This window comes from Frigoribacterium sp. CFBP 8754, assembly GCF_014841815.1.
In the GTDB taxonomy this organism is placed as follows: Bacteria; Actinomycetota; Actinomycetes; order Actinomycetales; family Microbacteriaceae; genus Frigoribacterium; species Frigoribacterium endophyticum.
Genome location: NZ_JACYUO010000003.1, coordinates 224,858 through 250,223, shown reverse-complemented (window position 1 = coordinate 250,223; position 25,366 = coordinate 224,858). Strand labels below are relative to the sequence as shown.

Below are 25,366 nucleotides of genomic sequence, written 5' to 3'. Positions count from 1 at the left end.
CCCGAGGGGGGGCGCGTGAACGACGATACCGGCGACACGACCCCGACGGGGGCGCCCGCGGGGGCGCCCGCCGGGTCGACCGCCGTGACGCCCGCGGGCTCGCCGGTGCGGGGCGGCGCCCTGCGGAGCGGCGCCCTGCGGGGCGGTGCCCTCCGCGGCTGGGACGCCGGGGCCGGGCTGACGCTCGTCGCCCTGGCCGTGCTCGCCCTCGTGTCGGAGGACGTCTCGCGCGTGCCGGGCACGGCCGGCCCGGCCCTCGGCGCCTTCGTCGGCGTGTGGATCGGCGCGGTGCGCCCCGTGCTCGCGGCGCGGGCGGCCGATCGCGGCCCGCGGGGCTCCGGGGGCCCCGCCCGCCCCGGGCACCCGGCGCGCCCCGACCGTCCGGGCCCGCGGGCCCTCGTCGCCGCCGCGCTCGTCGTGCTCGTCGCCGGGGCCCTGACCGCCGCCTCCCCCCAGCTCGCCACGGCGCAGGCCTTCCTCATGCCCGTGCTCTGGGCGCTGCTGCCGTCGGTGCGGAGCGCGATCGCCGGCAACGTCGCCCTGGTCGCCGCCGTGACGGCCGGCTTCGTGCTCGCCCTCGGCCCGACGGCCGAGACCGTCCGCACCGCCGCCACCAGCGAGGTGCTCTCGCTCGCCTTCAGCATCGCGCTCGGCCTCTGGATCACGAGCATCGCCCACGCCGGCGCCGAGCGGGCCCGGCTGCTCGCCGAGCTCGAGGACGCCCAGGGCGAGCTGGCGGCCCGCGCCCGCGACGTCGGCACGAGCGCCGAGCGCGAACGGCTCTCGCGCGACCTGCACGACACCGTGGCGCAGAGCCTCACGGGCGTGGTGCTGCTCGCGCAGCAGGCGCGCAGCGCGCTCGTCGCCGGCGACCTGACGACGGCCGGCGAACGGCTCGACGTGGTCGAGGAGGCAGCCCGGGAGGCGCTGACCGAGACCCGTGCGCTGGTCGCGGCCACCGCCTCCCCCGGCCCCGCCGCGACCGACCTCGGCACGACGCTGCAGCGGCTCGGGGCGCGCTTCGCCCGCGAGACGGGCATCGACGTCGACGTGCGGGTCGAGCTCGCCGCCGGAGCCGCCGGGGCCCTGGCCCGCGAGCACGAGGTCGTCGTGGTGCGCTGTGCCCAGGAGGCGCTGTCGAACGTGCGTCGGCACAGCGGCTCCGCGACCGCTCGCGTCGTGCTGCGGCGCGACGGCGACGACGCGGTGCTGACGGTCGTCGACGTCGGAACGGGCTTCGACCCGGCCCTCGCCCGCGACGGGTTCGGGCTGGAGGGGCTGGCCGAGCGCCTCGCCCTCGCCGGCGGCTCGCTCGACCTGCAGAGCGGCGCGGGCGGCACGACCCTGACGGCCCGGCTGCCGCTCGCGGTGGTGGCGGCGTGAGCGCGGCACCGGGCGGAGGCGCGGGCGCAGCGCCCGAGACCGCCCCCGACGCCCGCCCCGCCACCCGGACGCTCGTCGTCGACGACCACCCGATCGTGCGACAGGGCATCGTCGCCCTGCTCGCGGGGGCCGACGACTTCGCGGTCGTGGGCCAGGCGGCCGACGGCGCCGAGGCCGTGCGGCTCTCGGCGGAGCTCGCCCCCGACCTCGTCGTCATGGACCTGCGCATGCCCGGCGTCGACGGGGTCGCCGCCACCCGCCAGGTGCTGCTCGACCGGCCGCGGGCCCGTGTCGTCGTGCTGACGACCTACGAGACCGACGACTCCATCCTCTCCGCGATCGAGGCCGGCGCCAGCGGCTACCTGCTGAAGGCGGCGCCCGAGGCGGAGCTGCTCGCGGGACTCCGTGCCGTGGTCGCCGGGCAGGTCGCCCTCGCGCCGTCGATGGCGGCGCTGCTCGTCACCCGGGCCCGGACGCCCGCCCCGGTCGCCGACGCCGCCGCGAGCCCCCTCACCGCCCGCGAGACGCAGGTGCTCGACCTCGTCGCGGCCGGCTGCTCGAACCCCGAGATCGGCCGTCGCCTCTTCATCGGGGAGGCGACGGTCAAGACGCACCTCCTCCACGTGTTCGAGAAGCTGGGGGTCGCCGACCGGACGCGCGCGGTGACGCTCGCCCTCGAGCGCGGCTGGCTGCCCCGGGCGGAGTGACGGGCGTCGGGCGTCGTTCGTCGCTCAGGGCTCGGGGCTCGGGGCTCGGGGCTCGTCGCTGGCCACCCGGCTCCCGTCGCTCGGCCTGTCCGATCTGCGCGCTGTGCCCCTCCGGAGCCCCGCCGGGCCGCCGGTCGCCGCTAGGTTCGAGGCGCAGGCGCTCCCGGCCACGGGGGCCCGACGGCGGGGGCCCGAACCCGACCGGGCAGCGCCCGCGACGACACGGAGGCCCTGATGACGCGGTCGACCACCACCCCGCCCCCTCGGCGCGGCGCCTCCGAGCTCTTCTGGTCGGCGGCGCGGCCCGTGCTCCGGCTGCAGCTCGAGCAGTTCCGACGGGCGATCCGGGCTGGGACTTTCCCGGCTGCGCCCGACCCCACGACAGACGTCGTCACCGACGTCTCGGCGGACCGCGTCGCCTGGGTCGGGAGCACCGCCTCCCCCCGGTTCGGCGTCGTCGACGAGGCCCTCACGACCTTGAGCCGCCTGGCCGCGACGGTGTCGGCGGCCCGCGGGCGGCCCTTCGCCTGGGTCGACGGCGGCGGCGGGGTGCTGACGGTCGGCGAGGCCGCGGCACGGTGCGCCGCGGAGTCGGCCGACGTCGACGCGACGGTGGTGGCGCTGGGCTTCAGCGACGTGCTGCTGATGACGTCGGTGCGCGACTGGACCTCGGGCCTCGACGTGCTGCTCGACCGGGCCCGTCGCACCGGCACCGTGCTCAGCCCCGTGATCGTCGGCGGCATCCCGCCGATGGACCGCTTCCGCCAGACGCCGCGGTGGGGCCGCGAGCGCATCCGGCACCAGGTGCAGCGCCTGAACGAGGCGAGCGTGAGGCTCGTCCGCGACCGCGGCGACTGCGTGTTCGTGCCCTTCCCCGACCCCGACGTCGGCGACGCGCGCCTGGGCGACGAGCTCTACTCGTGGTCGCGGGTGCACCAGCTCTGGGCGGCGGCGCTCGCCCCCGAGCTCACCCGCATCCTCGACGAGGACGCCTGAGCCGCGTCCCGCGCGCCCGCCCGCTCGCCCGCCCGCTCGCCCGCCCGCTCGCCCGCTCGCTGTGCCGAGGAACCACGTCCTCGCACCCGAACCACGCCGCGGCGTGGTTCCCCGGCGAAGACGTGGTGCGTCACCCGGCGGCCCCCGCCCGCGTGGCCGAACCGACCCACGACGGCTGGACGGTGTGCTCCCGGATCGCTGATCCACTCCGGAGTGGAGCGGCCTTACCCGACCGTGCCGCTCAGCGAGAGGCGGACCCGGCCCGAAGTGGGGATGGCCGCTCCCCTCGACGACATGGCCAGATGGTCCCGTGGACGATGCAGGGGCAGCCCGTGCCGGGGCGTCAGCCCGACGTGAGCACGAACGACGACGAGCAGCCGACGAGCAGCGGACCCATGACCAGTGGGGCCGCCTCGGCGGCCTGGCGGTCGCGCTGACGCCCGAGCGGCAGAGCACCGCCGCGTGGGCTACGGGCGCCGTCGGCGAGGAGGCGGTGGGCCGTCGCCTGGACTCCCTCGCGAGCCCTGACGTCCGTGTCCTCCACGACCGGCGCATCCCCCGCTCGCGGGCGAACATCGACCACCTCGTGGTCGCGCGGTCCGGCGTGTGGGTGATCGACGCCAAGAGGTACACGGGCCGGCCCGAGCTGAAGGTCGAGGGCGGCGTCCTGCGACCCCGGGTCGAGAAGCTCCTCGTGCGGGGCCGTGATCAGACGCGGCTCGTCGACGGTGTGCAGGGGCAGCTCGCCCGGGTCGCCGAGGCCCTGCCGGGTGTGCCGCTGCGAGGCGTCCTCTGCTTCGTCGAGGCCGACTGGCCCCTCGTCGGCGGCGATTTCACGGTGCGGGGCGTCGCCGTGTGCTGGCCTAGGCGCCTGGTGCGGCTCGTGGAGCGAGCACCACACCGAGGCGTCGACGTCGACGGCGTCGCCGACGAGCTCGCCGCACGGTTCCGCCCGGCCTGACCGCGCTGGCAGCCGCGCCCGCCCGCCCGCGGCACCGAGGAACCACGTCCTCGCACCCGAACCACGCCGCGGCGTGGTTCCCCGGCGAAGACGTGGTGCGTCACCCGGCGGCCGCGCCCCGCGCCGCCCCGCGCCGCGCCCGACGCGAGACACCCCGTCGTCGCACGCGAACCCCGCCGCGGCGGGGTTCCGGGGCGAGAACGGGGTGTCGGCGCAGGCCGCGCCCGCGCCGCGCCCGCGCCGCGCCCGCGCCGCGCCCGCGCCGCGCGCCCAGCGCGGACTACCGTGCACGGCGGCGCGCACCGGAGCGCGCCCGACAAGGAGCACACCCCATGGAATTCAGGTACCTCGGCAACTCAGGCCTCAAGGTCTCGGAGCTCACCTTCGGCAACTGGCTCACCCACGGCTCGCAGGTCGAGAACGACACGGCGACCGCCTGCGTCCGCAAGTCCCTCGACGTCGGCATCTCGACCTTCGACACGGCCGACGTCTACGCGAACACCCAGGCCGAGGTCGTCCTCGGCGAGGCGCTGGCGGGCGAGCGCCGCGAGTCGGTCGAGATCTTCACCAAGGTCTACGGCCCGACCGGCCCCAAGGGCCACAACGACACCGGCCTCAGCCGGAAGCACATCACCGAGTCGATCAACGGCTCGCTGAAGCGCCTGCAGACCGACTACGTCGACCTCTACCAGGCCCACCGCTACGACGTCGAGACTCCCCTCGAGGAGACGATGGAGACGTTCGCCGACCTGGTGCACCAGGGCAAGGTGCTCTACATCGGCGTCTCTGAGTGGAACGCCGAGCAGCTGCGCGAGGCGCACGCCCTCGCCCGTGAGCTGAAGATCCAGCTCGTCTCGAACCAGCCCGAGTACTCGCTGCTCTGGCGGGTCATCGAGGAGGAGGTCGTCCCGGCCTCGAAGGAGCTCGGCATCTCGCAGATCGTCTGGTCGCCCGTCGCGCAGGGCGTCCTCACGGGCAAGTACGAGAAGGGCGCCGCCCTGCCCGAGGGCAGCCGCGCGACCGACCAGAAGGGCGGCGCGTCGATGATCGAGCGCTGGATGCGCGACGACGTGCTCGACGCGGTCGCCCAGTTGAAGCCCGTCGCGGACGAGCTCGGGCTCACGCAGGCGCAGCTCTCCCTCGCCTGGGTGCTCTCGAACGAGAACGTCGCCTCGGCCATCATCGGCGCCTCGCGCCCCGAGCAGGTGGAGTCGAACGCGAAGGCGTCGGGGGTGAAGCTCGAGGCCGACGTGCTCGCGAAGATCGAGTCGATCTTCGAGGGCCTCGCCGAGACCGACCCCCGCGGGACCCAGATGCCGGCCGGCCGCGAGGCGTAGCCGACCGGGGGCGCCGGGCCCGACCCGCCCGGCTCTCCTCGCCCAGCCGTCCGGCGGACCCGCGCCAGCCGGACGGCGGGCGGGCCGCGCCCGGGGGCCGACGCGCGGCTCGAGGCCCCGCCCGAGACTGGGGCCGTGGAGAACACGACCCTCGCCCCGCCCCCCGCCGGCAGCCCCCACGGCGACCCGGCGGACACCAGCGCCAACCAGAGCACCAACACGAGCGCCCGACCGGGCAGCCCCGGCGGCCCCGGCACCGAGGGCACGCGCGCCACCACAGCCACCACAGCCGCCGCGCCCGCGCGCACCGCCACCGCGGCCGCGCGCACCGCCACCGCCTCCGCCCGCACCACCGCCGCCGCCCTCCGCGCCCGCCCCCTCACCCTCCTCGCCCTCCTCACCGCGGTCGCCTGGATCACCGTCGCGCACGCCGACGGCGACCTCCGCCACGTCGTCGGCCCCGCCCTCGCCGCAGCCGTCGCGCTCGTGACGGTGGCCTGGGCGGAGGCGCGGGTCGGCGCGGTGCGGACCGGCACCGTCGCGGTCGTGGGCTCCCTCGGGGCCGCGGCCGCCGCCTCCCTCGTGCTCCTGGTCGGCTCCGCCGTCGGCGAGGAGTTCTCGCAGATCGCCGACGGCGACCGGGTCTGGGGCCCGTCCGTCACGCTCATCGTCGTGCTCGTCGCCGTCAGCCGCGGGCTCGCCCCGGCCCGCCGCCAGGGCCTGCGCGCCGCGGTGCTCGCCGTCGCCCTCGCGGGGCTGCTCTTCGGCGGGCACGGGATCGACCTCGCCCGGGCCCTCGCCCTGCTCGCCGGCCTGCCGCTCGGCCGCGCCCTCGTGCCGCTCTCGGCGCACGCCCCCTGGCACGACGAGCCGAGCCGTCGCGCCCGCACCGTCGCCGCCACCGCCCTCGGCACCGTCGCCCTCGGCTGGACCATCGCCGCCGTCGCCCGCGACGCGGTCGGCGTGCTGTCGCCGATCTCCGAGCTGGCGGGCCCCGAGGTGACGGTCGTCGCGGTCGGCGTGCTCGCCCTCGCCGTCGGCCTCCTGCTGCGCGGCCGGCGCCTCGGGCTCGTCGTCGCCGTCGGCGCCCTCGTGCTGATGACGGGCCTGCTGGCCTGGTACTTCACCGTGATCCCGCTCGCCGACGACTGGTTCACCTGGTCGGGCCTCAGCTCGGGCGAGGTCGAGTGGCAGGTGCTGCTCCTCCTGATCTGGGTCGCCCCGGCCACGGCGACGATCGTGCTGCTGCGCCGCCGTCGCGCCTTCGACCGTCGCACCGCCGCCGACCTCCGCGTCGCCGGCCGCGACCGGGTGCTCGCGCAGCTGCGCCGCTCCGACGCGGGCTCGCTCGGCTTCATGGCGACCTGGGCCGGCAACGGCCACTGGTTCACCGACGACGGCCGCGGCGCCGTCGCCTACCGGGTCGCGCACGGCGTGGCCCTCACGGTCTCCGACCCGATCAGCGCCCCCGACGACGCCGCCGAGACCATCCGCGGCTTCGCCCGCCACTGCTCGACGCGCGGCCTCGTGCCGGCGTTCTACAGCGTGCACGGTCGCCACCTCGACGTCTTCGCCGAGCTCGGCTGGAGCGTGACCCCGGTCGCCGAGGAGTCGGTGGTCGAGCTGGCGACGTTCACCACGTCGGGCAAGAAGCGGCAGGACCTCCGCACCGCCACCAACCGCGCCGCCCGCGACGGCGTCCGCGCCGTGTGGAGCACCTACCGCGGCCTCGACGAGGAGCTGCGCCGCCAGGTCGACGCGCTCAGCGACGACTGGGTGGCCGCGAAGGCGCTGCCCGAGATGGGGTTCACCCTCGGCGGCCTCCGCGAGCTCGACGACCCGGAGGTGCGGCTGCTCGTCGCGGTCGACGCCGACGGGGCCGTGCACGGGGTGACGAGCTGGCTGCCCTCGTGGCGTGACGGGCGGCTCGTCGGGCGCACCCTCGACGTGATGCGCCGCGGGCACGACCCGATGCCCGGCGTCGTGGAGTTCCTCATCGCGACCGCCGCGCAGACCTTCCGCGCCGAGGGGCTCGAGACGCTGAGTCTCTCGGGCACCCCGCTGGCGAGCGCCGACGGCACGGTGCCGACGACCCTGGTCGACCGGCTCGTCGCACGGCTGCTCGCCACGACCGGCCGGGTGCTCGAGCCCTCGTACGGCTTCACGTCGCTGCGGCGCTTCAAGGACAAGTTCGACCCCGCCCACGAGACCCTCTGGCTCGCCTGCCCGAGCCCGGCCGACCTCGCGCCGGTCGGCCGTGCCCTGGCGACGGCCTACGTGCCGACCCTCCGGGCCCGACAGGTGGTGGCCGCGCTGCGGGCCGCCCGCGGCACGGCGGCGGACCGTCGGATGCGCGGTGCCCGATGAAGGAGGACCTCCTGACCCTGCCCCTCACGTCGACCCCGCTGCTCGCCGTGGTCTACGGCGTCGCGCTCGTGCTGGCGGTGCTCGTGGCGTGGCCGCCGCGACGGGGGCGTCGGGCAGCGGACACCGCGGCCGACCCGTCCCCCCGCCGCTGGTGGCGGCGCGTCCTGCTCGCGGCCGTCGTCGGCGCCGCGCTCGGCGCCCTCGCCTCGTGGGTGCTCGGCGACCTCCTCGACGTCGCCGGGGTGCCCCCGACCTGGGTCGACCGCACCTGGTTCTCGGGCGTGCTCGCGGCCGTCGCGGTGGCCGTCGCGGCCCTCGTCCGCACCTCGGCGGCGAAGCGGGTCGTGGCCGGCCTCGGCGTCGTCGTGTTCGTCACGGCGGGGGCCCTCGCGATCAACCGCGACGCGGGCGCGTACCCGACCCTCGCCGAGGCCCTCGGCGAGAGCACGATCGCGCCGCTGTCGTGGTCGGAGAGCGCAGCCGGCTCCGCACCCGGCGCCCTCGACCCGCAGCTGTACGCGTCGTGGACCCCGCCCGCCGACATGCCGGCCCACGGGCGCTACGGCACCGTCCACATCCCCGGCACGGTCTCCGGCTTCCCCGCCCGCGACGCCGTCGTCTGGCTGCCCCCGGCGGCGCTCGTCGCCGACCCGCCGCCCCTGCCCGTCGTGGTGATGATGTCGGGCCAGCCCGCCTCGCCGGAGGCGGTGGTCACCGCGGGCGGCCTCGTCACGACCCTGGAGGCGTACGCCGCGGCCGACCACGGGCTCGCGCCGATCGCGGTGGTGCCCGACCAGCTGAGCGCCGACGACCACAACCCGATGTGCGTCGACGGGGCCCTCGGCAACAGCGCGACCTACGTCACGACCGACGTGGTCGACTACGTGACCTCGCACTACCGCGTCGCCACCGGCCCCCGCGCGTGGGCGATCGGCGGCTTCTCGCAGGGCGGCACCTGCTCGATCCAGTTCGGGTCGGCGCGGCCCGACCTGTTCGGCTCGATCGTGGACGTCTCGGGCGAGGTCGGGCCGTCGCTCGGCTCGGTCGAGCAGACGGTCGCCGACGGCTTCGCGGGCGACCGCGCGGCGTACGACGCCGCCCAGCCGCAGGCGATCATGGCGGCGCACGCGCCCTACGCCGACACGGCCGCGTTCTTCGCCGTGGGGGGCGGCGACCCGACCTTCGGGGCGGCCATGGCGGCGAACTCGTCCGCCGCCGAGGCCGCGGGCATGCACGTCACCCGCTGGGTCTCGCCGGGCACGGGGCACGACTGGACGACCGCGACCCGGGGCTTCGCGGTGGGCATCGGCGACCTGTACCCGCGCTGGGGCCTCTCGGCGAGCGCGCTGTCACCGGCCGACCCGAGCACGACCCCGGCAGCGACGGCGACGCCCGCGGCGAGCCACGGCGGCTCGTGACCGGCCGGGAGCTGCCCGGGAGGTCGGCCCGCGACTCCCCGGGGGCGGCCTCGGCGGCGCTAGCCTCGCAGCGCGGGCCCCGGCGCCCGCGCACCCGACCGAGAGGCCCGCACCGATGACCGACACCCCCGTCTCCGTCGTGGTCGTCGACGACGAGGGGCTGGTGCGCTCGGGCATCGCCCTCGTGCTCGGCGCCTCGCCCGGCATCACGGTGCTCGCGGCCGTCGCCAGCCCCGTCGCGGTCGAGACCGTGCGCGAGCTCGCCCCCGACGTCGTGCTGCTCGACATCCGCATGCCCGAGCCCGACGGGCTGACGATCCTCTCCGAGCTGATGGACGACGCCGCGCCCCCGGTCGTGGCGATGCTGACGACCTTCGACACCGACGACCAGGTGCTGGAGGCGCTGCACCGGGGCGCCTCGGGGTTCCTGCTCAAGGACACCGACCCCGAGCAGCTGGCCCGGCACGTGCTCACCCTCGCCGCGGGCGGGGTCGTGCTGGCGCCGGGGCTGCGGCGCGAGCGCCTGTTCCGGTCGGCCGAGGACGAGGCGCAGGTCGCGGTCGTCGCCCGGCTCAGCGAGCGCGAGACCGTCGTGCTGCGCGCCCTGGCCCGCGGGCTCTCGAACACCGAGATCGGCACGGAGTGCGGGCTCACCCTCGGCACCGTCAAGGACACGGTCAGCTCGGTCGTCGCCGCCCTCGGCGTCGGCTCGCGCGTCGAGGCGGCCATCGTCGCCGACCGCGCGGGGCTGGTGCCGCGGCCGTGACGTCGCCCGCGGCGGAGCGGAGCCCGGGAGGCGCGGAGGAGCGGACCCCGGGAGGCGCGGGCGAGCGGAGCCCGGGAGGCGCGGAGAGGCGGAGCGCGGGAGGCGCGGAGGAGCCCCCGGGGCCGGGCCTGCACCTGCGGCGTCGCTGGCAGCGGGTGGCGCTCGACGTGCTGATCTGCCTGGTCGCGGCGGCGGGCTCGGGCTTCGTGCTCTACGGCTCGGACCCGTGGACGATCGCGCTCGGCGTGCTCGCCTGCGCGGGCCTGCTCGTGCGCCGACGCTGGCCGTGGGTCAGCCTGGTGCTGGCGCTGCCCGGCTTCTGGTGGGGCGGCACCTTCCTGCCCGTGATGGTCGCCCTCTTCACCCTGGGCGTGCAGCGCACCCGGCGGTGGGAGACGACGATCGGCGTCGCCGCGGCCGCCCTCGTGTACCTCGTGTCGATGGACGCCTGGGACTACCTCACCTTCCTCACCGAGACCGTCGTCTACGCCGCGCTCTACACGGCGGTGCCGGCGCTGCTCGGGGCGTTCCTGCGCGCACGGCGCCTGCTCGCGGCGCAGCTGGTCGAGCTGCGCGAGGCGCAGGGGCTCGAGCGTCGGCAGGCCGCCCAGGTCGCGCTCGCGCGCGAGCGGGCGGTGCTCGCCCGCGAGATGCACGACGTCGTGTCGCACCAGGTGAGCCTGATCGCGGTGCAGGCCGGGGCCCTGCAGATGGCGTCGCCCGACGAGCAGGCGCGCGAGGTCGCCCGGACGATCCGCGGCCTCAGCGTCACCACCCTCGACGAGCTGCGCTCGATGGTGGAGGTGCTGCGCGCCGCCGGCGGCCACCGCCGCGAGCTCGCCCCGCAGCCGACGCTCGCCGACGTCGACCGGCTCGTCGCCGACAGCGGCATCGACGTCACCTGCCGGCTCGACCTGCCGGCCACGCTCTCGCCGTCGCAGCAGCGCGCCGTCTACCGCACGGTGCAGGAGGGGCTCACGAACGCCCGCAAGCACTCCACGGGCGCGGCGGTCGCGGTGACCGGCCTCGTCGACGCGGGCCAGGTCGTGCTGCACGTCGACGCGGGGGCGGCGACGCTGCCGCTGCTCGACCTGCCGAGCGCCCACCACGGGCTGACCGGTCTCGGCGAGCGCGCCGAGCTGCTCGGCGGGACCGTCACGAGCGAGACGCACGACGACGGGTCGCACCGGCTGACGCTGCGCTTCCCGGCGTGAGGCCGCGCGGGCGTCGCGCCGCGCGCCGCGCGCCGCGCGCCGCGCGCCCGCGCCGCTCGCCTCGAGGCGACGCTTCCTGGGCCCTCGGGCGCCGCGACGGCCCGGGGCGCGTCACCTCGATGCACCCGGAGGGAGTGTCGGAGGCGCGGGCTAGGTTCCAGGAGTGCCCGAAGGCGACAGCGTCCACCGGCTGGCGGCGCGGCTCCGAGCCGTGGCCGACGGCGCGCTCGTCGAGCGCGGCGAGCTGCGCTCGGGCGCCGCGGCCGGCACCCGGCTCGACGGGCGGCGCGTGGTCGAGCACGTCACCCACGGCAAGCACCTGCTGACCCGCTTCGACGACGCGACCACGCTCCACACGCACCTGCGCATGCAGGGCTCGTGGACGGTGACGCGGCCCGGCCGTGTCGTGCCCCGTCGCGTCCAGCCCCAGGTCCGGGTGCGCCTCCTGCTCGGTGACGGCCACACGCTCTGGGGCGTCGACCTGCCCGTGGTGCAGCTGCTGGCGACGCGCGACGAGCGCACGGTGGTGGGGCACCTCGGTCCCGACCCGCTGCGCGACGACTGGAGCGCTACGGAGGCCGCCATGCGACTCCTCGCCGACCCCGGCCGCCCGGTCCGGGCCGCGCTGCTCGACCAGCGGACCGTGGCCGGGCTCGGCAACCTGTGGGTGAACGAGGTGGGGTTCCTGCGCGGGGTGCACCCGGCGACGCCCGTGGGCGACGTCGACCTGCCGCCGCTGCTGGCGCTCGCGGCCCGGCTGCTGCGGGCCTCGGCGTCGGGGGCCGCGGGCTACCAGGTGACGACCGGCAGCACACGACGGGGCGAGAGCCACTGGGTGGTCGGGCGGGCCGGGCGGCCGTGCCTCCGGTGCGGCACGACGGTGCTCGCGCGCGACGACCCGGGCAGCACGTCGGAGCGGCCCCGCCGCGCGTGGTGGTGCCCCCGCTGCCAGCCCGCCGGGCGCCGCGCCGTCTGACGCGCGCGCCGCAGCGCCGCGCATCGAGGTGCCTCCCCCTGGGCCCTCCCGCGCCCCGAGAGCCCACAACGAGTCACCTCGTCGCGACCCGGCGGGTCAGTTGCCACTTTGAGGGGCTGTGGCGCTCCGGGAACCCCCCGAAACGGCAACTGACCGGCGTGGGGCGCGCGCGAGGCGCGCCCACGAGGTGCCCCGATCTGGGCCCTCCCGCCCGCCGAGGGCCCGGAACGAGTCACCTCGGTGCGGGGTCGCCGGGCGCACGTGTGAGGTCGACCGGGCCGGGGTAGGGCAGGGGCGACCGACACGAGAGGACGGCCCGCATGACCACCTTCGCCCCGAGCACCCCCGGCTCCTGCACCCCGGAGCCGACGGCGACCGCGCCCGCGGACCCCCGTGACGCCGCCGGCACCGCCCACGCCGCCGGCACCCTCACCGTGCTCGACCCGCGCGACGGCACGCTCGTCGGCGACGTCGCCGAGGCCGACCGCGAGGCCGTGGTCGACGCCGTCCGTCGGGCCCGCGCCGCGCAGGGCGCGTGGATGCGCACCCCCGCCGCCGCCCGCGGCGAGCTGCTGCACGACGCCGCCGCCGCCCTGCGCGAGCGCGCCGACGAGCTCGCCGCGCTCAACCAGCGCGAGACGGGCAAGCCGTTCGACGACTCCCGCGGCGGGGTGCTCGCGGGCGCCGACACGCTGCGCCAGTACGCCGAGCTCGGTCCGCTGCACCGGGGCCTCAGCCTCGTCGGCGCCCGCGAGGCCGCCGACTTCACGATCGACCAGCCGCGCGGCGTGGTCGCCGCCGTCACCCCCTGGAACGACCCGGTCGCCGTCGCCTGCGGCCTGATCGGCGCCGCCCTGGTGACGGGCAACGCCGTCGTCCACAAGCCGAGCGAGCGCTCGCCCCACGTCGGCCAGCTGCTCGGCGAGATCGTCTCCGCCGTGCTGCCGCCCGACGTGCTGGTCACCGTCTCCGGCGGCGCCGCCGTCGGGGCCGCGCTCACCGAGCAGCCCGACGTCGACGTCGTCGCGCACGTCGGCTCCACCGCCACCGGCCGCCGCATCGCCCGCGTCGCCGCGCTGACCGGCGCGCACGTCGTGCTCGAGAACGGCGGCGACGACGCCCTCATCGTCGACGCCGACGTCGACCCCGCGTGGGCCGCCGAGCAGGCCGCCATCGGCGCCTTCGCGAACGCGGGGCAGATCTGCACGAGCGTCGAGCGCATCTACGTGCACCGCGACGTCGCCGACGCCTTCGTCGAGGCGCTGGTCGCCGAGGCCACGCGACGCAACGACCGGGGCGAGCTCGGCCCGCTGGTCGACGGGCGCCTCCGTGACGAGGTCCAGCGCCAGGTCGACGACGCGCTGGCGAGCGGGGCGCGGGCGCTCGTCGGCGGGGCCGTGCCGAGCGGGCCGGGCTCGTGGTACCCGGCGACGGTGCTCGTCGACTGCACGCCGCACATGACCGTCGTGCAGGAGGAGACCTTCGGCCCCGTCGCCCCCGTGCAGGTCGTCGACGACTTCGACGAGGGCCTGCGCCTGGCCTGCGCCGGGCGCTTCGGGCTCGCGGCGACGGTGCTGACGGGCTCGATCGGCCACGCGAACCGGGCCATGGCCGAGCTGCCGGTCGGCACGGTGAAGATCAACGCGGTCTTCGGCGGGGCTCCCGGCGGGTCGGCGCAGCCGCGCGGCGAGAGCGGCGCCGGCTTCGGCTACGGCCCCGAGCTGCTCGACGAGATGACGCTCACGAAGGTCGTGCACTACGGCACGCCCGTGCTCGCGGGCGAGCGCCCGTCGACCCCGACGGCGAGCGCAGGAGGCGCGGACGAGACCGCCGGCACCGCCCGCACCGCAGGCTCCGCCGACACCGCCGCCTCGGCGAGCCGTCCGTCGCCCGAGGCGAGCCCCGCCGCGGTCGCGCCGGTCCAGGGAGCGGCCGCCGCGACGGTCCCGACCGGCGCCGACGCGCCCGCCACCGGCCCCGTCGACACCGACACCGCCACCGCCCCGCCCGCCGCGCCCCGCGCCTCCGCCCCCTCCCCGTCGGCCGACGCCGACTCCGACGCGGCGACCGCCGCCTCCACCGGGCGCACGCCCCACCCCCAGGACCCGGCCGAGGGCGGCGACCCCGACGAGGGCACGCAGAGCGAGGGCACCCAGAGCGAGGGCACCGGCGACGAGGGCACCGGCGACGAGGGCACCGGCTCGCCCGACGAGCAGCCCCGCGTGCACCCCGCCCAGCCCGCCGAGGGCGACTGACGTGGCACGCCCCGACCTCTCCGCGGTGCGCGGCCTCGGCCCCGAGGTCGCCCGGGCCCTCCGCGAGGCGGCGCCCGTCGTCAGCGTCGTCGGCGACCTCGTGCTCGACGGCTGGTGGCAGGGCACGACCGAGCGCATGACGCGCGAGGCTCCCGCTCCCGTGGTCGAGGTCGCGACCCGCCGCTACGTGCCGGGCGGCGCGGCCAACACGGCCGTCAACCTCGCCGCGCTCGGGGCCCGCGTGCGCCTCGCCGGGCTGGTCGGCGACGACGAGGCCGGTCGACGGCTCACCGAGCTGCTCGCGGGGCACGGGGTCGACACCTCCGGAGTGGTGCGGGTCCGCGGCCTCGTCACCGTCGCGAAGAACCGGGTGATGGTCGACGACCAGGTGCTCATCCGGCTCGACGACCTCGGGGCCGTGCCCGCGCCTCCCACGGCCCTGGCGCAGCTCGCCGAGGCCGCGACGGCCCAGGCGACCGGGGCCGACGCCGAGCTCGTCTGCGACTACGGCACGGGCGCGCTGACCGGCCCGGTGCTCGACGCGCTCGTCGCGCGGCCCGCCGCCGAGCGCCCGGGGCTGGTGGTGGTCGACGCGCACGACCTCGCTCCGTGGGCGCGCCTCCGCCCGGACCTCGTCACGCCGAACGCCGGCGAGGTCGCCGCGCTCGTCGGCCTCGCGGTCGGCGACGCGCTGCCGACCGACGTGCGCGTCGAGCGGGTCGCCGACGCCGCCGACCGGGTGCTCGCGGCGACCGGCTCGCAGGTCGTCGTCGTCACGCTCGACCACGACGGCACGATGACGCTGGTGCGCGAGCCGGTCGACGCGGGCGCGAGCGCGAGCGCGGGCGCCGACGCCCCCGCAGGCCGGGCGGAGGCGCGGGTCCGGCACCGCACCTGGGCCCGGCGGGCGAGCGAGCGGCAGGCCTCCGGCGCCGGCGACTCCTTCGTCGCGGCGCTCACCGTGGGCCGGGCGGCCGGCCTGCCGCTGACCACGAGCGTCGACCTCGCGCAGGCCGCCGCCGACATCGTGGTGCAGCGCTTCGGCACCTCCGTCTGCTCGACCGACGACCTCGTCGTGCACCTCGACCGCACCGGCGACCTGATGCTCGGGGTCGACGAGCTCGTCCGCCGCCTCGACGACGAGCGCGCCGCCGGGCGCACCGTCGTGCTCACGAACGGCTGCTTCGACGTGCTGCACCGCGGCCACACGACCTACCTCACCCAGGCGAAGCAGCTCGGCGACGTGCTCGTGGTCGCCCTCAACGACGACGCCTCGACCCGACGGCTGAAGGGCCCGGGGCGGCCGATCAACGACCTGGCCGACCGCGCCGGGGTGCTCTCGGCGCTGAGCTGCGTCGACTACGTGACGTCGTTCGGCACCGACACGGCGGTGCCGCTGATCCGGCGCCTCCGGCCCGACCTCTACGCGAAGGGCGGCGACTACACGCCGCAGATGCTCGAGGAGACCGCGGCGGTGGTCGAGGGCGGCGGCGAGGTCCGCATCCTCGACTACGTCTCCGACCACTCGACGACGGGCATCGTCGACCGCATCCGCGGGGCGACGCCGTGAGCGGCAGCCGGCTCTGGTCGGGGGCCTGGGCGGCGTCGGCCGTCCTCGGCGAGGGCACCGCGACTCCCGCGCCCCCCGCCGTCGACGTGCTCGTGCCCACGGCCGACCGGCCGGCCGAGCTCGCGGTGACGCTCGCCGGGCTCGCGGCGCAGGACGACCCCCCGTTCTCGGTCGTGATCAGCGACCCGTCGACCGGTGACCCCGACTGGACGGCCCCCGCCGCGCAGGCGATGGTCCGGGTGCTGCGGGCGCAGGGCCGCGCCGTCTCGACCCACGTGCACCACCCGCGGCGCGGGCTCGCCGAGCACCGGCAGTCGCTGCTCGAGCGGGCGTCGGCGCCGGCCGTGCTCTTCCTCGACGACGACGTCTGGCTCGAGCCCGGCACGCTGGCGCGGATGCACGACGCCCTCGAGCGGCTCGGCTGCGGGTTCGTCGGCTCGGCCGTGCAGGGGCTCTCGTACCTCGACGACGTGCGCCCGCACGAGCGGGTCGCCTTCGAGCTCTGGGAGGGCGGCGTGCAGCCCGAGCGGATCCGCCGCGGCGCCCCCGGCTTCGAGCGCTGGTCGCTGCACAACGTCGCGAACCTCGCCCACGAGGCCGCGGCCCTCGACCTCGAGCCGGGCGACTGGGCCGCCTACCGGGTCGCCTGGGTCGGCGGCTGCGCGCTGTACCGGCGCGAGGCGCTGCTCGAGGCCGGCGGCTTCGCGTTTGGGGCGAGCTGCCCGCCGAGCACGCGGGCGAGGACGTCGCCGCCCAGTGGCGCGTGATGGAGCGACGAGGAGGCGCGGGCATCGTCCCCAGCGGAGCCGTCCACCTCGAGGCGCCCACCACGGTGCCCCGCCGAGNCCGCCCGGCCGGCCGCCCCGACCGGCCGACCCCGAGATGACGGGGCGGCCCGGCTGCGGCCGGGCCCCGCGTCCGAGATGAAGGAGAGACCGCCATGGCCGACACCCCGAACCCGATCCAGATGCAGAAGTACCTCAGCGGGGTCGACTACCCCGTGTCGAAGGACGACCTGGTCGCCACCGCGAAGGAGCAGGGCGCGCCCGATGACGTCATCGACGCGCTGCAGGCGCTCGAGGGCGACTCGTTCGACGCGCCGACCGCGGTCAGCAAGGGCGTCGCCGACGAGTGACGCCCGCCGCCGCGAGCCGTCACGCACGCCCCCCGACCTGGTGTCAAGGGCCTGCGGGGCGGCTCGCGGCGGTGGTTGTCTCGTCGACAGGAGGGGCCGCCCGCGACGGTGGGGTCGGCGCGGGGCGTGAGCCCCGGTCAGCGCCGACGGCAGGGCCCGTCAGCGGTGCGGCGCCCTCCGGCACCTCCCCGGCGCTGGGCCGGGGCGCGGTGCACGACCGGAGGGGACGACATGGCCGACGAGGACGACACGAGCACGGGGACGACCGACGGCGGGGTGGGCGGCGCTCCCGACCCCGGGGGGCCGGACAGCCCGCTCGACGCCGGCGCCGTGCGCGACATCGAGGCCGACCCGGCGCTCGACGGCCCCGACGACGACGCGGCGACGGACGACGACGCCCGCTCGGCGGACCTCGACCCGAGCGAGGGCTGAGCCGTGTCGCTGCTGACGCGGGTCGCCTCCGCCCCGACCCGTCTCGCCCGGGCCCTGCCGGCTGCCCGGGCCGCGCACTGGCCGACGACCCGCACCGGGGCACCGCTGACGATCGTCGGCGTCGTGCTCGACGAGGCGCTCACCCTGCAGGAGGGCCCGCTCTCGGCCAGCGTCGTGCGGGTGGCCGCGCTGCCCGAGGCGCGGATGACGACCGGCCGCCACCTCCTCGGCGCGGCCGACCTCGGTGACGCTCGGGTGCACCTCGTGCGGGTGCACGGCGCGCTCGACCGCGAGGTCGCGGGGCGGCTGCGGCGCGGCGACGCGGTCGTCGTGCTCGGCACCGAGCAGGTGCCGGGGCCCGGCAGCCGGATGCGCTGCGACCGCTTCGTCGACGCGACCTGCCTCGCCGCCGACCTCGGCGGCACCGCCTAGCCGCGCTCGCCTCCCGCGCAGCCCGACCCGCGCCTCCCGCGCCGCCCGACTCGCGGCCCCCGCTGGCCGCCGACCCGCGCCGCCCGACCCGCACCTCCCGTAGCCCGCCGCATGCAGCGCACCCCGTTCCGTTCAACGAACCCTGGAGCATCGGGGTTCGGTGAACGGAACGGGGTGCGGGGGCCGCGGCCAGGTCAGACCGGCAGGTCAGACCGGGCGGGTCAGACCGGGCGGGTCAGACCTGGTCGGGCGAGGGGGTCGTGCCGGGGGCCGGGGCCTCGGCCGCGTCCGGGTCGGTCTCGACGTCGGCGTCGACGTCGCCGTCCGCGTCGAGGTCGTAGTCCTCGCCCTTCAGCGCCTGGTCCCACTTCCCGCCGTCGTCGGGGTCCGCGCTGCTGCTCTGGAACTCCAGGGGCTCGTCGCTCATGCTGTCCTCCTCGTGTCGGGGTGCGGCGGCCGGGGCGGCCGCGCCCCGCCCACGGTAGGCCGCCGCCGCGCGCAGGGCTCGCCCCGGTGCGACGCCCACCTGCACCCGCGCGGGAGGCGACGCGACGGCGGTGCCGACGCCGCGACTCCCTCGAGGTGCCCCGTCCCGGGCCCTCGGCGCTCCGCAGGCCCCACGTAGCGGCACCTCGATGCGCGCCCGGCGCCCGCCGACGCCGCGACTCCCCCGGGGTGCCCAGTCCCGGGCCCTCGGCGCTGCGCAGGCCCCCGGTAGCGGCACCTCGATGCGCGCCCGGCATCCGCCGCCGCCCGCTAGGTGAGGCCGACGATCCGCACGTCGACGGAGGCGGGCGGCAGCGGCTCCGCCGCGACCCGCTCGAGGAGGCGCGCGGCCACCTCGCGGGCCACCGCCGGGCCCTGCGCGCCCTCGCCCACGGCGATGTCGAGCGTGACGCGGGTCTCCGCCTCCGCGACGGCGACGCCCACGAGGGGCACCGGGCGACCGCCCTCGAGCGCGGCGGCCGACGACGACGCGTCCGCGCCTCCCCCCGGCCCTCCGCCGACGACGGCGCCGAGTCCCTCGACGGCCTGCCGCACGAGCGAGCCGAAGCCGGGCCGCGCCTGCACCCGCTGCACGCCGGGGCAGGCGGCCGCGAGCGCACCGAGCTCGGCCGCGAGCAGCGAGAGGTGGTCGTCGTCGAGCGGGTCGGCCATCAGAGTCCTCCGTCGGTGTCGAGCAGGTGCACGTCGCGCACGGTCACGTCGACGGCCTCGACGACGAGCTCGGTCTGCGCCGCCAGGTGCGCCGCGACCGCCTCGCGCACGGCGTCGGCCACGTCGGGCACGGTCGTGCCGAAGAGCGCGCTGATCGCGACCTCGACGCCGACGACCGCGTCGGGCCGGTCGACGTCGCCGACGATGCCGCACGAGATGACGACGGCGCCGGGCACCGCGTCGCCGGCCTCGCGGATCAGCGAGCGCACCGCGCCCTCGGTGACGTGCAGGGTGCTCCGCGGGTCGGGCGACGAGAGCGGGATCTCCCGGCCGGTGCGCGACTCGAGCCGCACCCGGCTCATGACGCCGGCGATCCAGGAGGGGTCGGGGGCGGGCTCGGCGGCGGCGTCCTCCGCGACGAGGCCCGCGGTCATCGAGCGGAGGCGCGCGAGGGCCGCCAGCTGCGCCAGCGCCGACGGGTCGGACTCGATCTCGGGGTCGTACGGCTCGCGGCCGGCGTCGAGGTAGTCGCTGAGCCGCTCCATCGAGATCGGGCCGTCGTCGACGACCCCGAGCTCGGCGGCGGGATCGACGTCGGCCGGGTCGCGCGGCGGGTCGACCACCGGGTCGCTCGGGGCCGCGCCGGCGGGCGTCAGCGGTGTGCGCGTCGGGTCGTCGCTCATCGCCAGGCCTCCATCTCTCGGGTCAGGGTCTCACGGGCCCGCGCGAGCAGGCCCCGGACGGCGGTCACGCTGGTGCCGGTGCGCTCGGCGATGTCAGCGTACGACTCGCCTCCGACCTCGCGCAGGGTCCACACCTCGCGCTGTGAGGCGGGCAGCCGGGCGAGCGCGCCGCGCAGGGCGCCCATGGCGTCGGTGGAGGCGGCGACGCGCTCCGGGTCGTCGACCGCGCCGCTCTGCGAGGGCACCTCGAGCTCGTCGACGTCGTCGGCGACGCGGCGGCTGCGGATCAGGTCGTAGGCCTTGCGCGACACGATCGTCATCATCCAGCCGCGCACCGCGTCGGGCGTCTGCAGCCGCGGCAGCTCGCGCCAGATGACGACCGAGGCCTCCTGGACGGCGTCGGAGGCGTCGGCCCGGGAGCGCGTCAGCCGCGTCGCGTAGGCGGTCATCAGGCCCAGGTGGCGGCGCAGCAGCACCTCGAAGGCGCGTTCGTCGCCCTCGGCGGCACGGGTCGCGAGCACCCCGTCGGCTGCACCGGACAGGTCGACCGCCATCGCGCCTCCTCGGTCACCGGGCCCGGCAGAGCCGGGCCGTGTAGGAAATGGAAGGGACGGGGACCGTGACACCCGGGCCTCGGCGTCCGTCTCACTGACGACCGTACCGCCGGGCGCCCCTGGACCGCACCCGGCACCACCGACGCACCGACGAGAAGGAGCAGCCCATGGCCGCCACCGACAAGACCCCGAGCACCGCCACCACCCCCGGCACCGTCGGCACCACGCCGTCGGGCGCGACGATCCCCGCCGCCGCCGGCGCCAGCCGCGTCGACAAGGCGCCCGTCGCCTCCACCACCCCCGCGAGCGGCGCCGGCACCCCGGGCGTCGCCTCGCCCGGCAAGACCGTCATCGCCGACGGCGTCATCTCGAAGGTGGCCGGCATCGCCGCCCGCGAGGTGCCCGGCGTGCACGCCCTCGGCGGCGGAGCGGCCCGCGCGTTCGGCGCCCTCCGCGACGTGATCGGCAGCAGCGACCTCAGCCAGGGCGTGCGCGTCGAGGTCGGCGAGACCCAGGTCGCCGCCGACGTCACGATCGTCGTCGAGTACCCACAGCCGATGACCCTGGTCGCCGAGCAGGTGCGCGCCGCCGTGGCCCGGGCCATCGAGGACCTCGTCGGCATGCAGGTCGCCGAGGTCAACGTCGCGATCAACGACGTCCACATCCCCGGCGAGGACGACGACGACGCGGCCGGCGCCGCCGCCGCCCCGGGCCGCGTCTCGTGAGCGCCACCGTCGTCGGCATGGCGGTCGGCGCCGTGCTCGCGGTCGTCGGCCTCGAGTGGGGCCTCGGCGCCCTGCTGATCGTCGCGCTCTGCATCGCGGTCGGCGGGCTCGTCGGCCGTGTCGTCTCGGGCCGCACCGACCTGGGCGGGCTGCTCGACGCGCTGCGCGGCCGGCGCTCATCGTCGTGAGCGCCGGGGCCGGGTCGGCCGCGGCGTCGGGCGGCGGGTCCGCTCCGTCCACCCTGCGTGAGGCGTACGGCGACGGCGACGGGTCAGCCGGGCGCGGGCCGGTCGTGCCCGGGCACGTGAGCCTCGCGGCCCGCGTGCTCACCCGCGTCGCCGCCGCCGTCGTCGCCGAGCAGCTGCGCGTCGACCGCGCCGAGGTGCGCGTCGACGCCTCCGACGACGCCGGCCACCTGGCGCTCCGCGTCACCACGCCCGTGCGGGTGCCCGCGCTCTCCGGGTCGGTGCCGGTGCCTGCGGGAGGCGTCGTCGGCCTCGTGCGCGAGCTCCAGTCGACGCTGACGAGGCGGGTCTCCGAGATCACCGGGCGCACCGTCTCGCGCGTCGACGTGACCGTCAGCCGTTCCCTGCTCGACCGCACCGGGAGGGTCGCGTGAGCACCGCCTCCGACACCACGGGGCCCGGCGCCGCCGGGCCCGACGGCACCACGTCTGTCGTCACCGCGCCCGACGCCACCGCGCCCGACGCCGGCGGCCGCTCGGGCCCCGGCCCGGACGTCACGGCGCCCTACCGGCGGCTCGTCCGCCGCGAGAGCCGCGCGAGCCGCTCGGCCAGCGCCGTCGTCGTGCTGGTCGTCGCCGCCCTCGCCGCCGCCTGGCTCGGCACGGAGGCCGTGCTCGCCGCCCTCGGCCGCCCCGCGCTGCTCGCGTCGCCCGTCGACGTGCTCGGCGCCCTCACGACCGCCCTGGGCGAGGCCCCGGGGCTGGTCGTCGCCGCCGGGGTCGCCGCGGCGGTCGTCGGCGTCGTGCTGGTGCTGCTCGGCCTGACCGCCGGCCACCGCGGACGCCACGAGATCACCGACGAGCGCGTCGCCGCGGTCGTCGACGACACGGTGCTGGCGGCGTCGCTCGCGCGGGTCGCCCGCACGGCCGGGCGCCTCGGCGCCGGGCAGGTCACCGTCTGGGTCTCGCGACGGGAGGCGCGCGTCGAGCTGACCCCCGCCTCCGGGGTGACGGTCGACGAGCAGGGCGTGCTCGCGGCCGTCCGCTCCGAGCTCGAGAGCCGGCCCGTGGAGCCCGCCCTCCGCGTGACCTCGCGCGTCGCCGACCACGGGAGGCTGGACGCGTGACCTCCTCGAACCGGTTCCTCAACCGCCTGCTGCTCGTCGTCGTGGGCGTCGTCGCCCTGGGCGTCGGGGCGTTCCTCGTGGCGGCGACGCTGCCCGGGGGCTCGGGCTCCCTGGGCGGGACAGTCCGCGGCTGGCTGGCCGACGCCTCCTCGGCGGTCGCGGACGCCGTCGCGGCGACGCCGCTCGACCCGTCGGGCGCGGGCAGCGCGGACAGCATGGGCGGCGCGGGCAGCTGGCTCGCGGTGGCCCTCGCGGCGCTCTGCCTGCTGCTCGTGATCGTCTTCGCCGTGGCCGCCGTCGCCCACGGTGGCGGACGCACCGGCCGCCTGGTCGTGCACGACGAGCCGGCCGGGTCCATCGCGATCTCGGCCGCCTTCGCCGAGACGGCCGTGACGGACGCGCTCTCGGCCCGACGCGACGTGACCTCGGTGCACGTGTCGGCGTGGACGGTCCGCGGCCGCCCGGCGCTCAAGGTGCGCGTGCGGGTGACCGCGGGCGCGGCACCGGCGCCGGTCGTCGCGGCGGCGAGCGACGTGGTGCGCGGTCTCGACCGGGTGCTCGGCGAGGCGGTGCCGGTGCTCGTCGAGGTGGTCGGCGCGTCGGTCGTGAAGCGCGGCAGCGACCCGCGCGTCGCGTAGCCGCGCCTGCCGCGCGGCGCCCGCCCCGCTCCCGCACCCGCCCCTGACCCTGCGCACGCACCTGCCCCAGCCCCAGAACCAGCCCCAGCCCCAGCCCCAACCCCAGAACCATCGACTGATCAAAGAACCACTGAGAAGCGTGGTTCTTTGATCAGTCGGTGGTTCGAGCGGGTGGCTGAGGCCCGGGCGGCAGCAGGTTCAGCGGCGGCGGCGGCGCCTGCGCAGCGCTGACTCAGCGGCGCGCGAGCGCAGCCCAGCTCGGGTGCAGCGCGGGTGCAGCGCGGGGCTCAGCGCACCGCGAGCAGGATCTTCCCCGAGTGCTCGCCCGACTCCATGCGCTCGTGCGCCGTCGCGGCGAACTCGAGCGGGAACACGCTGTCGAGCACCGGGCGCACGGCCCCCGACGCGACCATCGGCCAGACGTGCTCGCGCACCTCGGCCATGATCGCGCGGCGCTCCTCGAGCGGGCGGGCGCGCAGCGTGGTGCCCCAGATCCGACCCCGCTTGCCCATCAGGCGGGCGACGTCGATCGTGGCCGACGAGCCGCCCTGCGATGCGATCACCATGACGCGGCCGCCCACGGCGAGCGCGTCGACGTCGCGCGCCAGGTAGTCGCCGCCGACGAGGTCGAGCACGACGTCGACGCCGCGGCCCCCGGTGAGCTCCTGGGTGACGGCGACGAAGTCCTCCGCCCGGTAGTCGATGCCGCGGTCGGCGCCGAGCTGCTCGCAGAACTCGACCTTCGCGGGGGTGCCGGCGGTGGCGTGGACGGTGGCGCCGAGCGCCTTCCCGATCTGGATCGCGATCGACCCGACCCCGCTCGACCCGCCGTGCACGAGCAGCGTCTCGCCGGCCTGCAGCTGCGCCGACATGACGACGTTCGACCAGACCGTGGCGACGGCCTCGGGCAGCCCGGCGGCCTCGACGAGGTCGAGCCCCTTGAGGTAGGGCAGCAGCAGGCCCTCGTCGACGGCCACGCGGTCGGCGTAGCCGCCGCCGCTGAGCAGGGCGACGACGTGGTCGCCGAGGGAGGCGGTGGTCACCTCGCTGCCCAGGGCCACGACCGTGCCGCTGACCTCGAGCCCGGGCCACGACGGGGCTCCGGCGGGCGACGGGTAGTGCCCCTCGCGCTGGTTCACGTCGGCGCGGTTCACGCCGGCGGCGGCCACGTCGACGACGACCTCGCGGGGGCCGGGCACGGGCTCCGGGACCTCGCTGACGACGAGGGCACGGGGCCCTCCGGGAACGGGGACGGTGACGGCACGCATGGGGCCATCCTGCCCCGTCCGGGCCGAGCGCGAGCCGGGCGACCTGGGGACGCCCCGGGGAGGCACCCCCTCCCCAGGGCGGTGCCCGCGACTCCCGCAGGCCCTCCGCCGGGCCCGCGCCGGGGCCCGACCTGCCCGCCGTCTAGGCTGGCCGCGTGCTGCTCTCCGACCACGACATCAAGCTCGAGCTCGACGCCGGGCGCATCGGCCTCGACCCCTACGAGCCGACGCTGATCCAGCCGTCGAGCATCGACGTGCGGCTCGACCGGCTGTTCCGGCTGTTCGACAACCACAAGTACCCGTTCATCGACCCCGCGGCCGACCAGCCCGAGCTGACGCGCCTGGTCGAGACGCCCGCCGACGAACCGTTCATCCTGCACCCGGGCGAGTTCGTGCTGGGCAGCACCTACGAGCGCGTCACCCTGCCCGACGACGTCGCCGCGCGGCTGGAGGGCAAGAGCTCGCTCGGCCGCCTCGGCCTGCTGACGCACTCGACGGCGGGGTTCATCGACCCGGGCTTCACGGGGCACGTGACGCTCGAGCTGTCGAACGTCGCGACGCTGCCGATCAAGCTGTGGCCCGGCATGAAGATCGGGCAGCTCTGCTTCTTCCGCCTCAGCTCGCCGGCCGAGCACCCCTACGGTTCGCAGGAGTACGGGTCGCGCTACCAGGGGCAGCGCGGGCCGACGGCGAGCCGGTCGTTCCAGGGGTTCGTGCACACCGACGTGTCGGGCGGGGCGGAGTCGGCGGGCGCCTGAGCGCCGTCGTCCCCGCTGCGCCGTCGGCGTGCGCACGCGCGGTTCCCGGCGCGTCGGGGGACACGCGTCGTGCTCGGCTTCGCCCGGGGGGCAGGGCATTCGCTCCGTGTCCGGTCGATCTGCAGAAAACTCGCGTTCGTATCACACTGGGATGGCCTCGCGGTACGGGTTCAGGACTGCGAGTTGCTGGGTGCGGGCGGCGATGTCGGGTCTCTCGCCCGCACCCCCTTCCGCTCCTCGTCGCGGCGGCGCCCTGGTCGATGCTCGCGGCCCGGTGCTGTGCGCCCTGAGCGCTGATCCACTCTGGAGTGGAGGACGCCTC

At 77.2% G+C, this 25,366-nt stretch carries 27 protein-coding genes; 22 read left to right on the top strand and 5 right to left on the bottom strand.

Features of this window, described 5'->3' with window-relative positions; translation table 11 throughout:
* The first annotated feature begins 15 nt into the window (after positions 1 to 15).
* The 16 genes from IFT72_RS16090 to IFT72_RS11560 all read left to right on the top strand — a co-directional run bounded on the left by IFT72_RS16090 (position 16) and on the right by IFT72_RS11560 (position 17,949).
* Positions 16 to 1,383 carry a histidine kinase gene (locus tag IFT72_RS16090; RefSeq protein ID WP_192046524.1) on the top strand — a complete coding sequence of 456 codons (1,368 nt, stop codon included), beginning with the start codon at positions 16 to 18 and terminating at the stop codon, positions 1,381 to 1,383.
* A complete protein-coding gene (locus IFT72_RS16085) occupies positions 1,380 to 2,090 on the top strand; it encodes a response regulator (protein WP_192046523.1) in 711 nt (236 codons plus the stop codon). Before IFT72_RS16090 ends, IFT72_RS16085 begins: the two co-directional genes overlap by 4 nt.
* 234 nt (positions 2,091 to 2,324) lie before the next feature.
* The gene (locus IFT72_RS11625) at positions 2,325 to 3,086 is read left to right on the top strand and encodes a hypothetical protein (RefSeq protein WP_192046522.1); all 762 of its coding nucleotides are present in this window, start codon (positions 2,325 to 2,327) and stop codon (positions 3,084 to 3,086) included.
* Between the two features lie 310 nt (positions 3,087 to 3,396).
* The gene (locus IFT72_RS11620; RefSeq protein ID WP_192046521.1) at positions 3,397 to 4,047 is read left to right on the top strand and encodes an NERD domain-containing protein; all 651 of its coding nucleotides are present in this window, start codon (positions 3,397 to 3,399) and stop codon (positions 4,045 to 4,047) included.
* 332 nt (positions 4,048 to 4,379) lie between these two features.
* Positions 4,380 to 5,384, top strand: a complete 1,005-nt coding sequence (locus tag IFT72_RS11615) for an aldo/keto reductase family protein (RefSeq protein ID WP_192046520.1) — start codon at positions 4,380 to 4,382, stop codon at positions 5,382 to 5,384.
* Between the two features lie 135 nt (positions 5,385 to 5,519).
* Positions 5,520 to 7,751, top strand: a complete 2,232-nt coding sequence (locus tag IFT72_RS16690) for a phosphatidylglycerol lysyltransferase domain-containing protein (RefSeq protein WP_192046519.1) — start codon at positions 5,520 to 5,522, stop codon at positions 7,749 to 7,751.
* Positions 7,748 to 9,169, top strand: coding sequence for an esterase family protein (locus IFT72_RS11605; protein ID WP_192046518.1), 1,422 nt, complete (start codon positions 7,748 to 7,750; stop codon positions 9,167 to 9,169). The genes IFT72_RS16690 and IFT72_RS11605 overlap by 4 nt, the downstream gene beginning before the upstream one ends.
* Before the next feature lie 115 nt (positions 9,170 to 9,284).
* The gene (locus IFT72_RS11600) at positions 9,285 to 9,935 is read left to right on the top strand and encodes a response regulator transcription factor (RefSeq protein ID WP_192046517.1); all 651 of its coding nucleotides are present in this window, start codon (positions 9,285 to 9,287) and stop codon (positions 9,933 to 9,935) included.
* Positions 9,932 to 11,149: a sensor histidine kinase gene (locus IFT72_RS11595; protein WP_371741274.1), complete on the top strand. Its 1,218-nt coding sequence runs from the start codon at positions 9,932 to 9,934 to the stop codon at positions 11,147 to 11,149. Before IFT72_RS11600 ends, IFT72_RS11595 begins: the two co-directional genes overlap by 4 nt.
* Before the next feature lie 163 nt (positions 11,150 to 11,312).
* Positions 11,313 to 12,125, top strand: a complete 813-nt coding sequence (locus tag IFT72_RS11590) for a DNA-formamidopyrimidine glycosylase family protein (protein ID WP_192046516.1) — start codon at positions 11,313 to 11,315, stop codon at positions 12,123 to 12,125.
* A gap of 320 nt (positions 12,126 to 12,445) precedes the next feature.
* Positions 12,446 to 14,380, top strand: a complete 1,935-nt coding sequence (locus IFT72_RS11585; protein WP_192046515.1) for an aldehyde dehydrogenase family protein — start codon at positions 12,446 to 12,448, stop codon at positions 14,378 to 14,380.
* Position 14,381: 1 nt separating this feature from the next.
* Positions 14,382 to 15,950: a D-glycero-beta-D-manno-heptose 1-phosphate adenylyltransferase gene (gene rfaE2 / locus IFT72_RS16685; RefSeq protein ID WP_371741273.1), complete on the top strand. Its 1,569-nt coding sequence runs from the start codon at positions 14,382 to 14,384 to the stop codon at positions 15,948 to 15,950.
* Positions 15,947 to 16,717, top strand: coding sequence for a glycosyltransferase family A protein (locus IFT72_RS11575; protein ID WP_371741272.1), 771 nt, complete (start codon positions 15,947 to 15,949; stop codon positions 16,715 to 16,717). The genes rfaE2 and IFT72_RS11575 overlap by 4 nt, the downstream gene beginning before the upstream one ends.
* A 173-nt stretch (positions 16,718 to 16,890) precedes the next feature.
* On the top strand, positions 16,891 to 17,085 hold the full coding sequence (locus tag IFT72_RS11570; RefSeq protein WP_192046514.1) for a DUF2795 domain-containing protein: 195 nt from the start codon (positions 16,891 to 16,893) through the stop codon (positions 17,083 to 17,085).
* A gap of 231 nt (positions 17,086 to 17,316) precedes the next feature.
* Positions 17,317 to 17,517, top strand: coding sequence for a hypothetical protein (locus IFT72_RS11565; RefSeq protein ID WP_192046513.1), 201 nt, complete (start codon positions 17,317 to 17,319; stop codon positions 17,515 to 17,517).
* A 3-nt stretch (positions 17,518 to 17,520) separates the two neighbouring features.
* Positions 17,521 to 17,949, top strand: coding sequence for a hypothetical protein (locus IFT72_RS11560; RefSeq protein WP_192046512.1), 429 nt, complete (start codon positions 17,521 to 17,523; stop codon positions 17,947 to 17,949).
* A gap of 235 nt (positions 17,950 to 18,184) precedes the next feature.
* Here the strand turns inward: IFT72_RS11560 and IFT72_RS11555 are convergent, their stop codons facing one another.
* The 4 genes from IFT72_RS11555 to IFT72_RS11540 form a co-directional block, all read right to left on the bottom strand.
* Entirely contained in the window at positions 18,185 to 18,376 is a 192-nt protein-coding gene (locus IFT72_RS11555) for a hypothetical protein (protein WP_185230828.1), read from the bottom strand.
* Positions 18,377 to 18,705: 329 nt separating this feature from the next.
* The gene (locus IFT72_RS11550) at positions 18,706 to 19,107 is read right to left on the bottom strand and encodes a hypothetical protein (RefSeq protein WP_192046511.1); all 402 of its coding nucleotides are present in this window, start codon (positions 19,105 to 19,107) and stop codon (positions 18,706 to 18,708) included.
* The gene (locus IFT72_RS11545) at positions 19,107 to 19,790 is read right to left on the bottom strand and encodes an Asp23/Gls24 family envelope stress response protein (protein ID WP_192046510.1); all 684 of its coding nucleotides are present in this window, start codon (positions 19,788 to 19,790) and stop codon (positions 19,107 to 19,109) included. Before IFT72_RS11545 ends, IFT72_RS11550 begins: the two co-directional genes overlap by 1 nt.
* On the bottom strand, positions 19,787 to 20,344 hold the full coding sequence (locus IFT72_RS11540) for an RNA polymerase sigma factor (protein ID WP_056058403.1): 558 nt from the start codon (positions 20,342 to 20,344) through the stop codon (positions 19,787 to 19,789). Before IFT72_RS11540 ends, IFT72_RS11545 begins: the two co-directional genes overlap by 4 nt.
* 167 nt (positions 20,345 to 20,511) lie before the next feature.
* Here IFT72_RS11540 and IFT72_RS11535 point away from each other — a divergent pair, with 167 nt between their 5' ends.
* From IFT72_RS11535 to IFT72_RS11515, 5 genes are read left to right on the top strand one after another with little or no spacing between them, the layout of a single operon-like run.
* A complete protein-coding gene (locus IFT72_RS11535; RefSeq protein WP_192046509.1) occupies positions 20,512 to 21,069 on the top strand; it encodes an Asp23/Gls24 family envelope stress response protein in 558 nt (185 codons plus the stop codon).
* A complete protein-coding gene (locus tag IFT72_RS11530) occupies positions 21,066 to 21,257 on the top strand; it encodes a hypothetical protein (RefSeq protein ID WP_056058394.1) in 192 nt (63 codons plus the stop codon). The genes IFT72_RS11535 and IFT72_RS11530 overlap by 4 nt, the downstream gene beginning before the upstream one ends.
* On the top strand, positions 21,254 to 21,688 hold the full coding sequence (locus tag IFT72_RS11525; protein ID WP_192046508.1) for a hypothetical protein: 435 nt from the start codon (positions 21,254 to 21,256) through the stop codon (positions 21,686 to 21,688). The genes IFT72_RS11530 and IFT72_RS11525 overlap by 4 nt, the downstream gene beginning before the upstream one ends.
* Entirely contained in the window at positions 21,685 to 22,380 is a 696-nt protein-coding gene (locus IFT72_RS11520) for a hypothetical protein (RefSeq protein WP_192046507.1), read from the top strand. The genes IFT72_RS11525 and IFT72_RS11520 overlap by 4 nt, the downstream gene beginning before the upstream one ends.
* Positions 22,377 to 23,018: a hypothetical protein gene (locus IFT72_RS11515; RefSeq protein WP_192046506.1), complete on the top strand. Its 642-nt coding sequence runs from the start codon at positions 22,377 to 22,379 to the stop codon at positions 23,016 to 23,018. Before IFT72_RS11520 ends, IFT72_RS11515 begins: the two co-directional genes overlap by 4 nt.
* Positions 23,019 to 23,305: 287 nt before the next feature.
* Here IFT72_RS11515 and IFT72_RS11510 read toward each other — a convergent pair whose 3' ends face one another.
* Positions 23,306 to 24,286, bottom strand: coding sequence for an NAD(P)H-quinone oxidoreductase (locus IFT72_RS11510; protein WP_192046505.1), 981 nt, complete (start codon positions 24,284 to 24,286; stop codon positions 23,306 to 23,308).
* A 155-nt stretch (positions 24,287 to 24,441) separates the two neighbouring features.
* Here IFT72_RS11510 and dcd point away from each other — a divergent pair, with 155 nt between their 5' ends.
* Positions 24,442 to 25,044: a dCTP deaminase gene (dcd, locus tag IFT72_RS11505; RefSeq protein ID WP_185230813.1), complete on the top strand. Its 603-nt coding sequence runs from the start codon at positions 24,442 to 24,444 to the stop codon at positions 25,042 to 25,044.
* Positions 25,045 to 25,366 lie beyond the last annotated feature (322 nt).

Coding starts and splice junctions, on each gene's coding strand:
- IFT72_RS11625 (WP_192046522.1), top strand. CDS start 2,325: ATGACGCGGTCGACCACCACCCCGCCCCCTCGGCGCGGCGCCTCCGAG.
- IFT72_RS11615 (WP_192046520.1), top strand. CDS start 4,380: ATGGAATTCAGGTACCTCGGCAACTCAGGCCTCAAGGTCTCGGAGCTC.
- IFT72_RS11605 (WP_192046518.1), top strand. CDS start 7,748: ATGAAGGAGGACCTCCTGACCCTGCCCCTCACGTCGACCCCGCTGCTC.
- IFT72_RS11600 (WP_192046517.1), top strand. CDS start 9,285: ATGACCGACACCCCCGTCTCCGTCGTGGTCGTCGACGACGAGGGGCTG.
- IFT72_RS11585 (WP_192046515.1), top strand. CDS start 12,446: ATGACCACCTTCGCCCCGAGCACCCCCGGCTCCTGCACCCCGGAGCCG.
- IFT72_RS11570 (WP_192046514.1), top strand. CDS start 16,891: ATGGCCGACACCCCGAACCCGATCCAGATGCAGAAGTACCTCAGCGGG.
- IFT72_RS11565 (WP_192046513.1), top strand. CDS start 17,317: ATGGCCGACGAGGACGACACGAGCACGGGGACGACCGACGGCGGGGTG.
- IFT72_RS11555 (WP_185230828.1), bottom strand. CDS start 18,376: ATGAGCGACGAGCCCCTGGAGTTCCAGAGCAGCAGCGCGGACCCCGAC.
- IFT72_RS11550 (WP_192046511.1), bottom strand. CDS start 19,107: ATGGCCGACCCGCTCGACGACGACCACCTCTCGCTGCTCGCGGCCGAG.
- IFT72_RS11545 (WP_192046510.1), bottom strand. CDS start 19,790: ATGAGCGACGACCCGACGCGCACACCGCTGACGCCCGCCGGCGCGGCC.
- IFT72_RS11540 (WP_056058403.1), bottom strand. CDS start 20,344: ATGGCGGTCGACCTGTCCGGTGCAGCCGACGGGGTGCTCGCGACCCGT.
- IFT72_RS11535 (WP_192046509.1), top strand. CDS start 20,512: ATGGCCGCCACCGACAAGACCCCGAGCACCGCCACCACCCCCGGCACC.
- IFT72_RS11510 (WP_192046505.1), bottom strand. CDS start 24,286: ATGCGTGCCGTCACCGTCCCCGTTCCCGGAGGGCCCCGTGCCCTCGTC.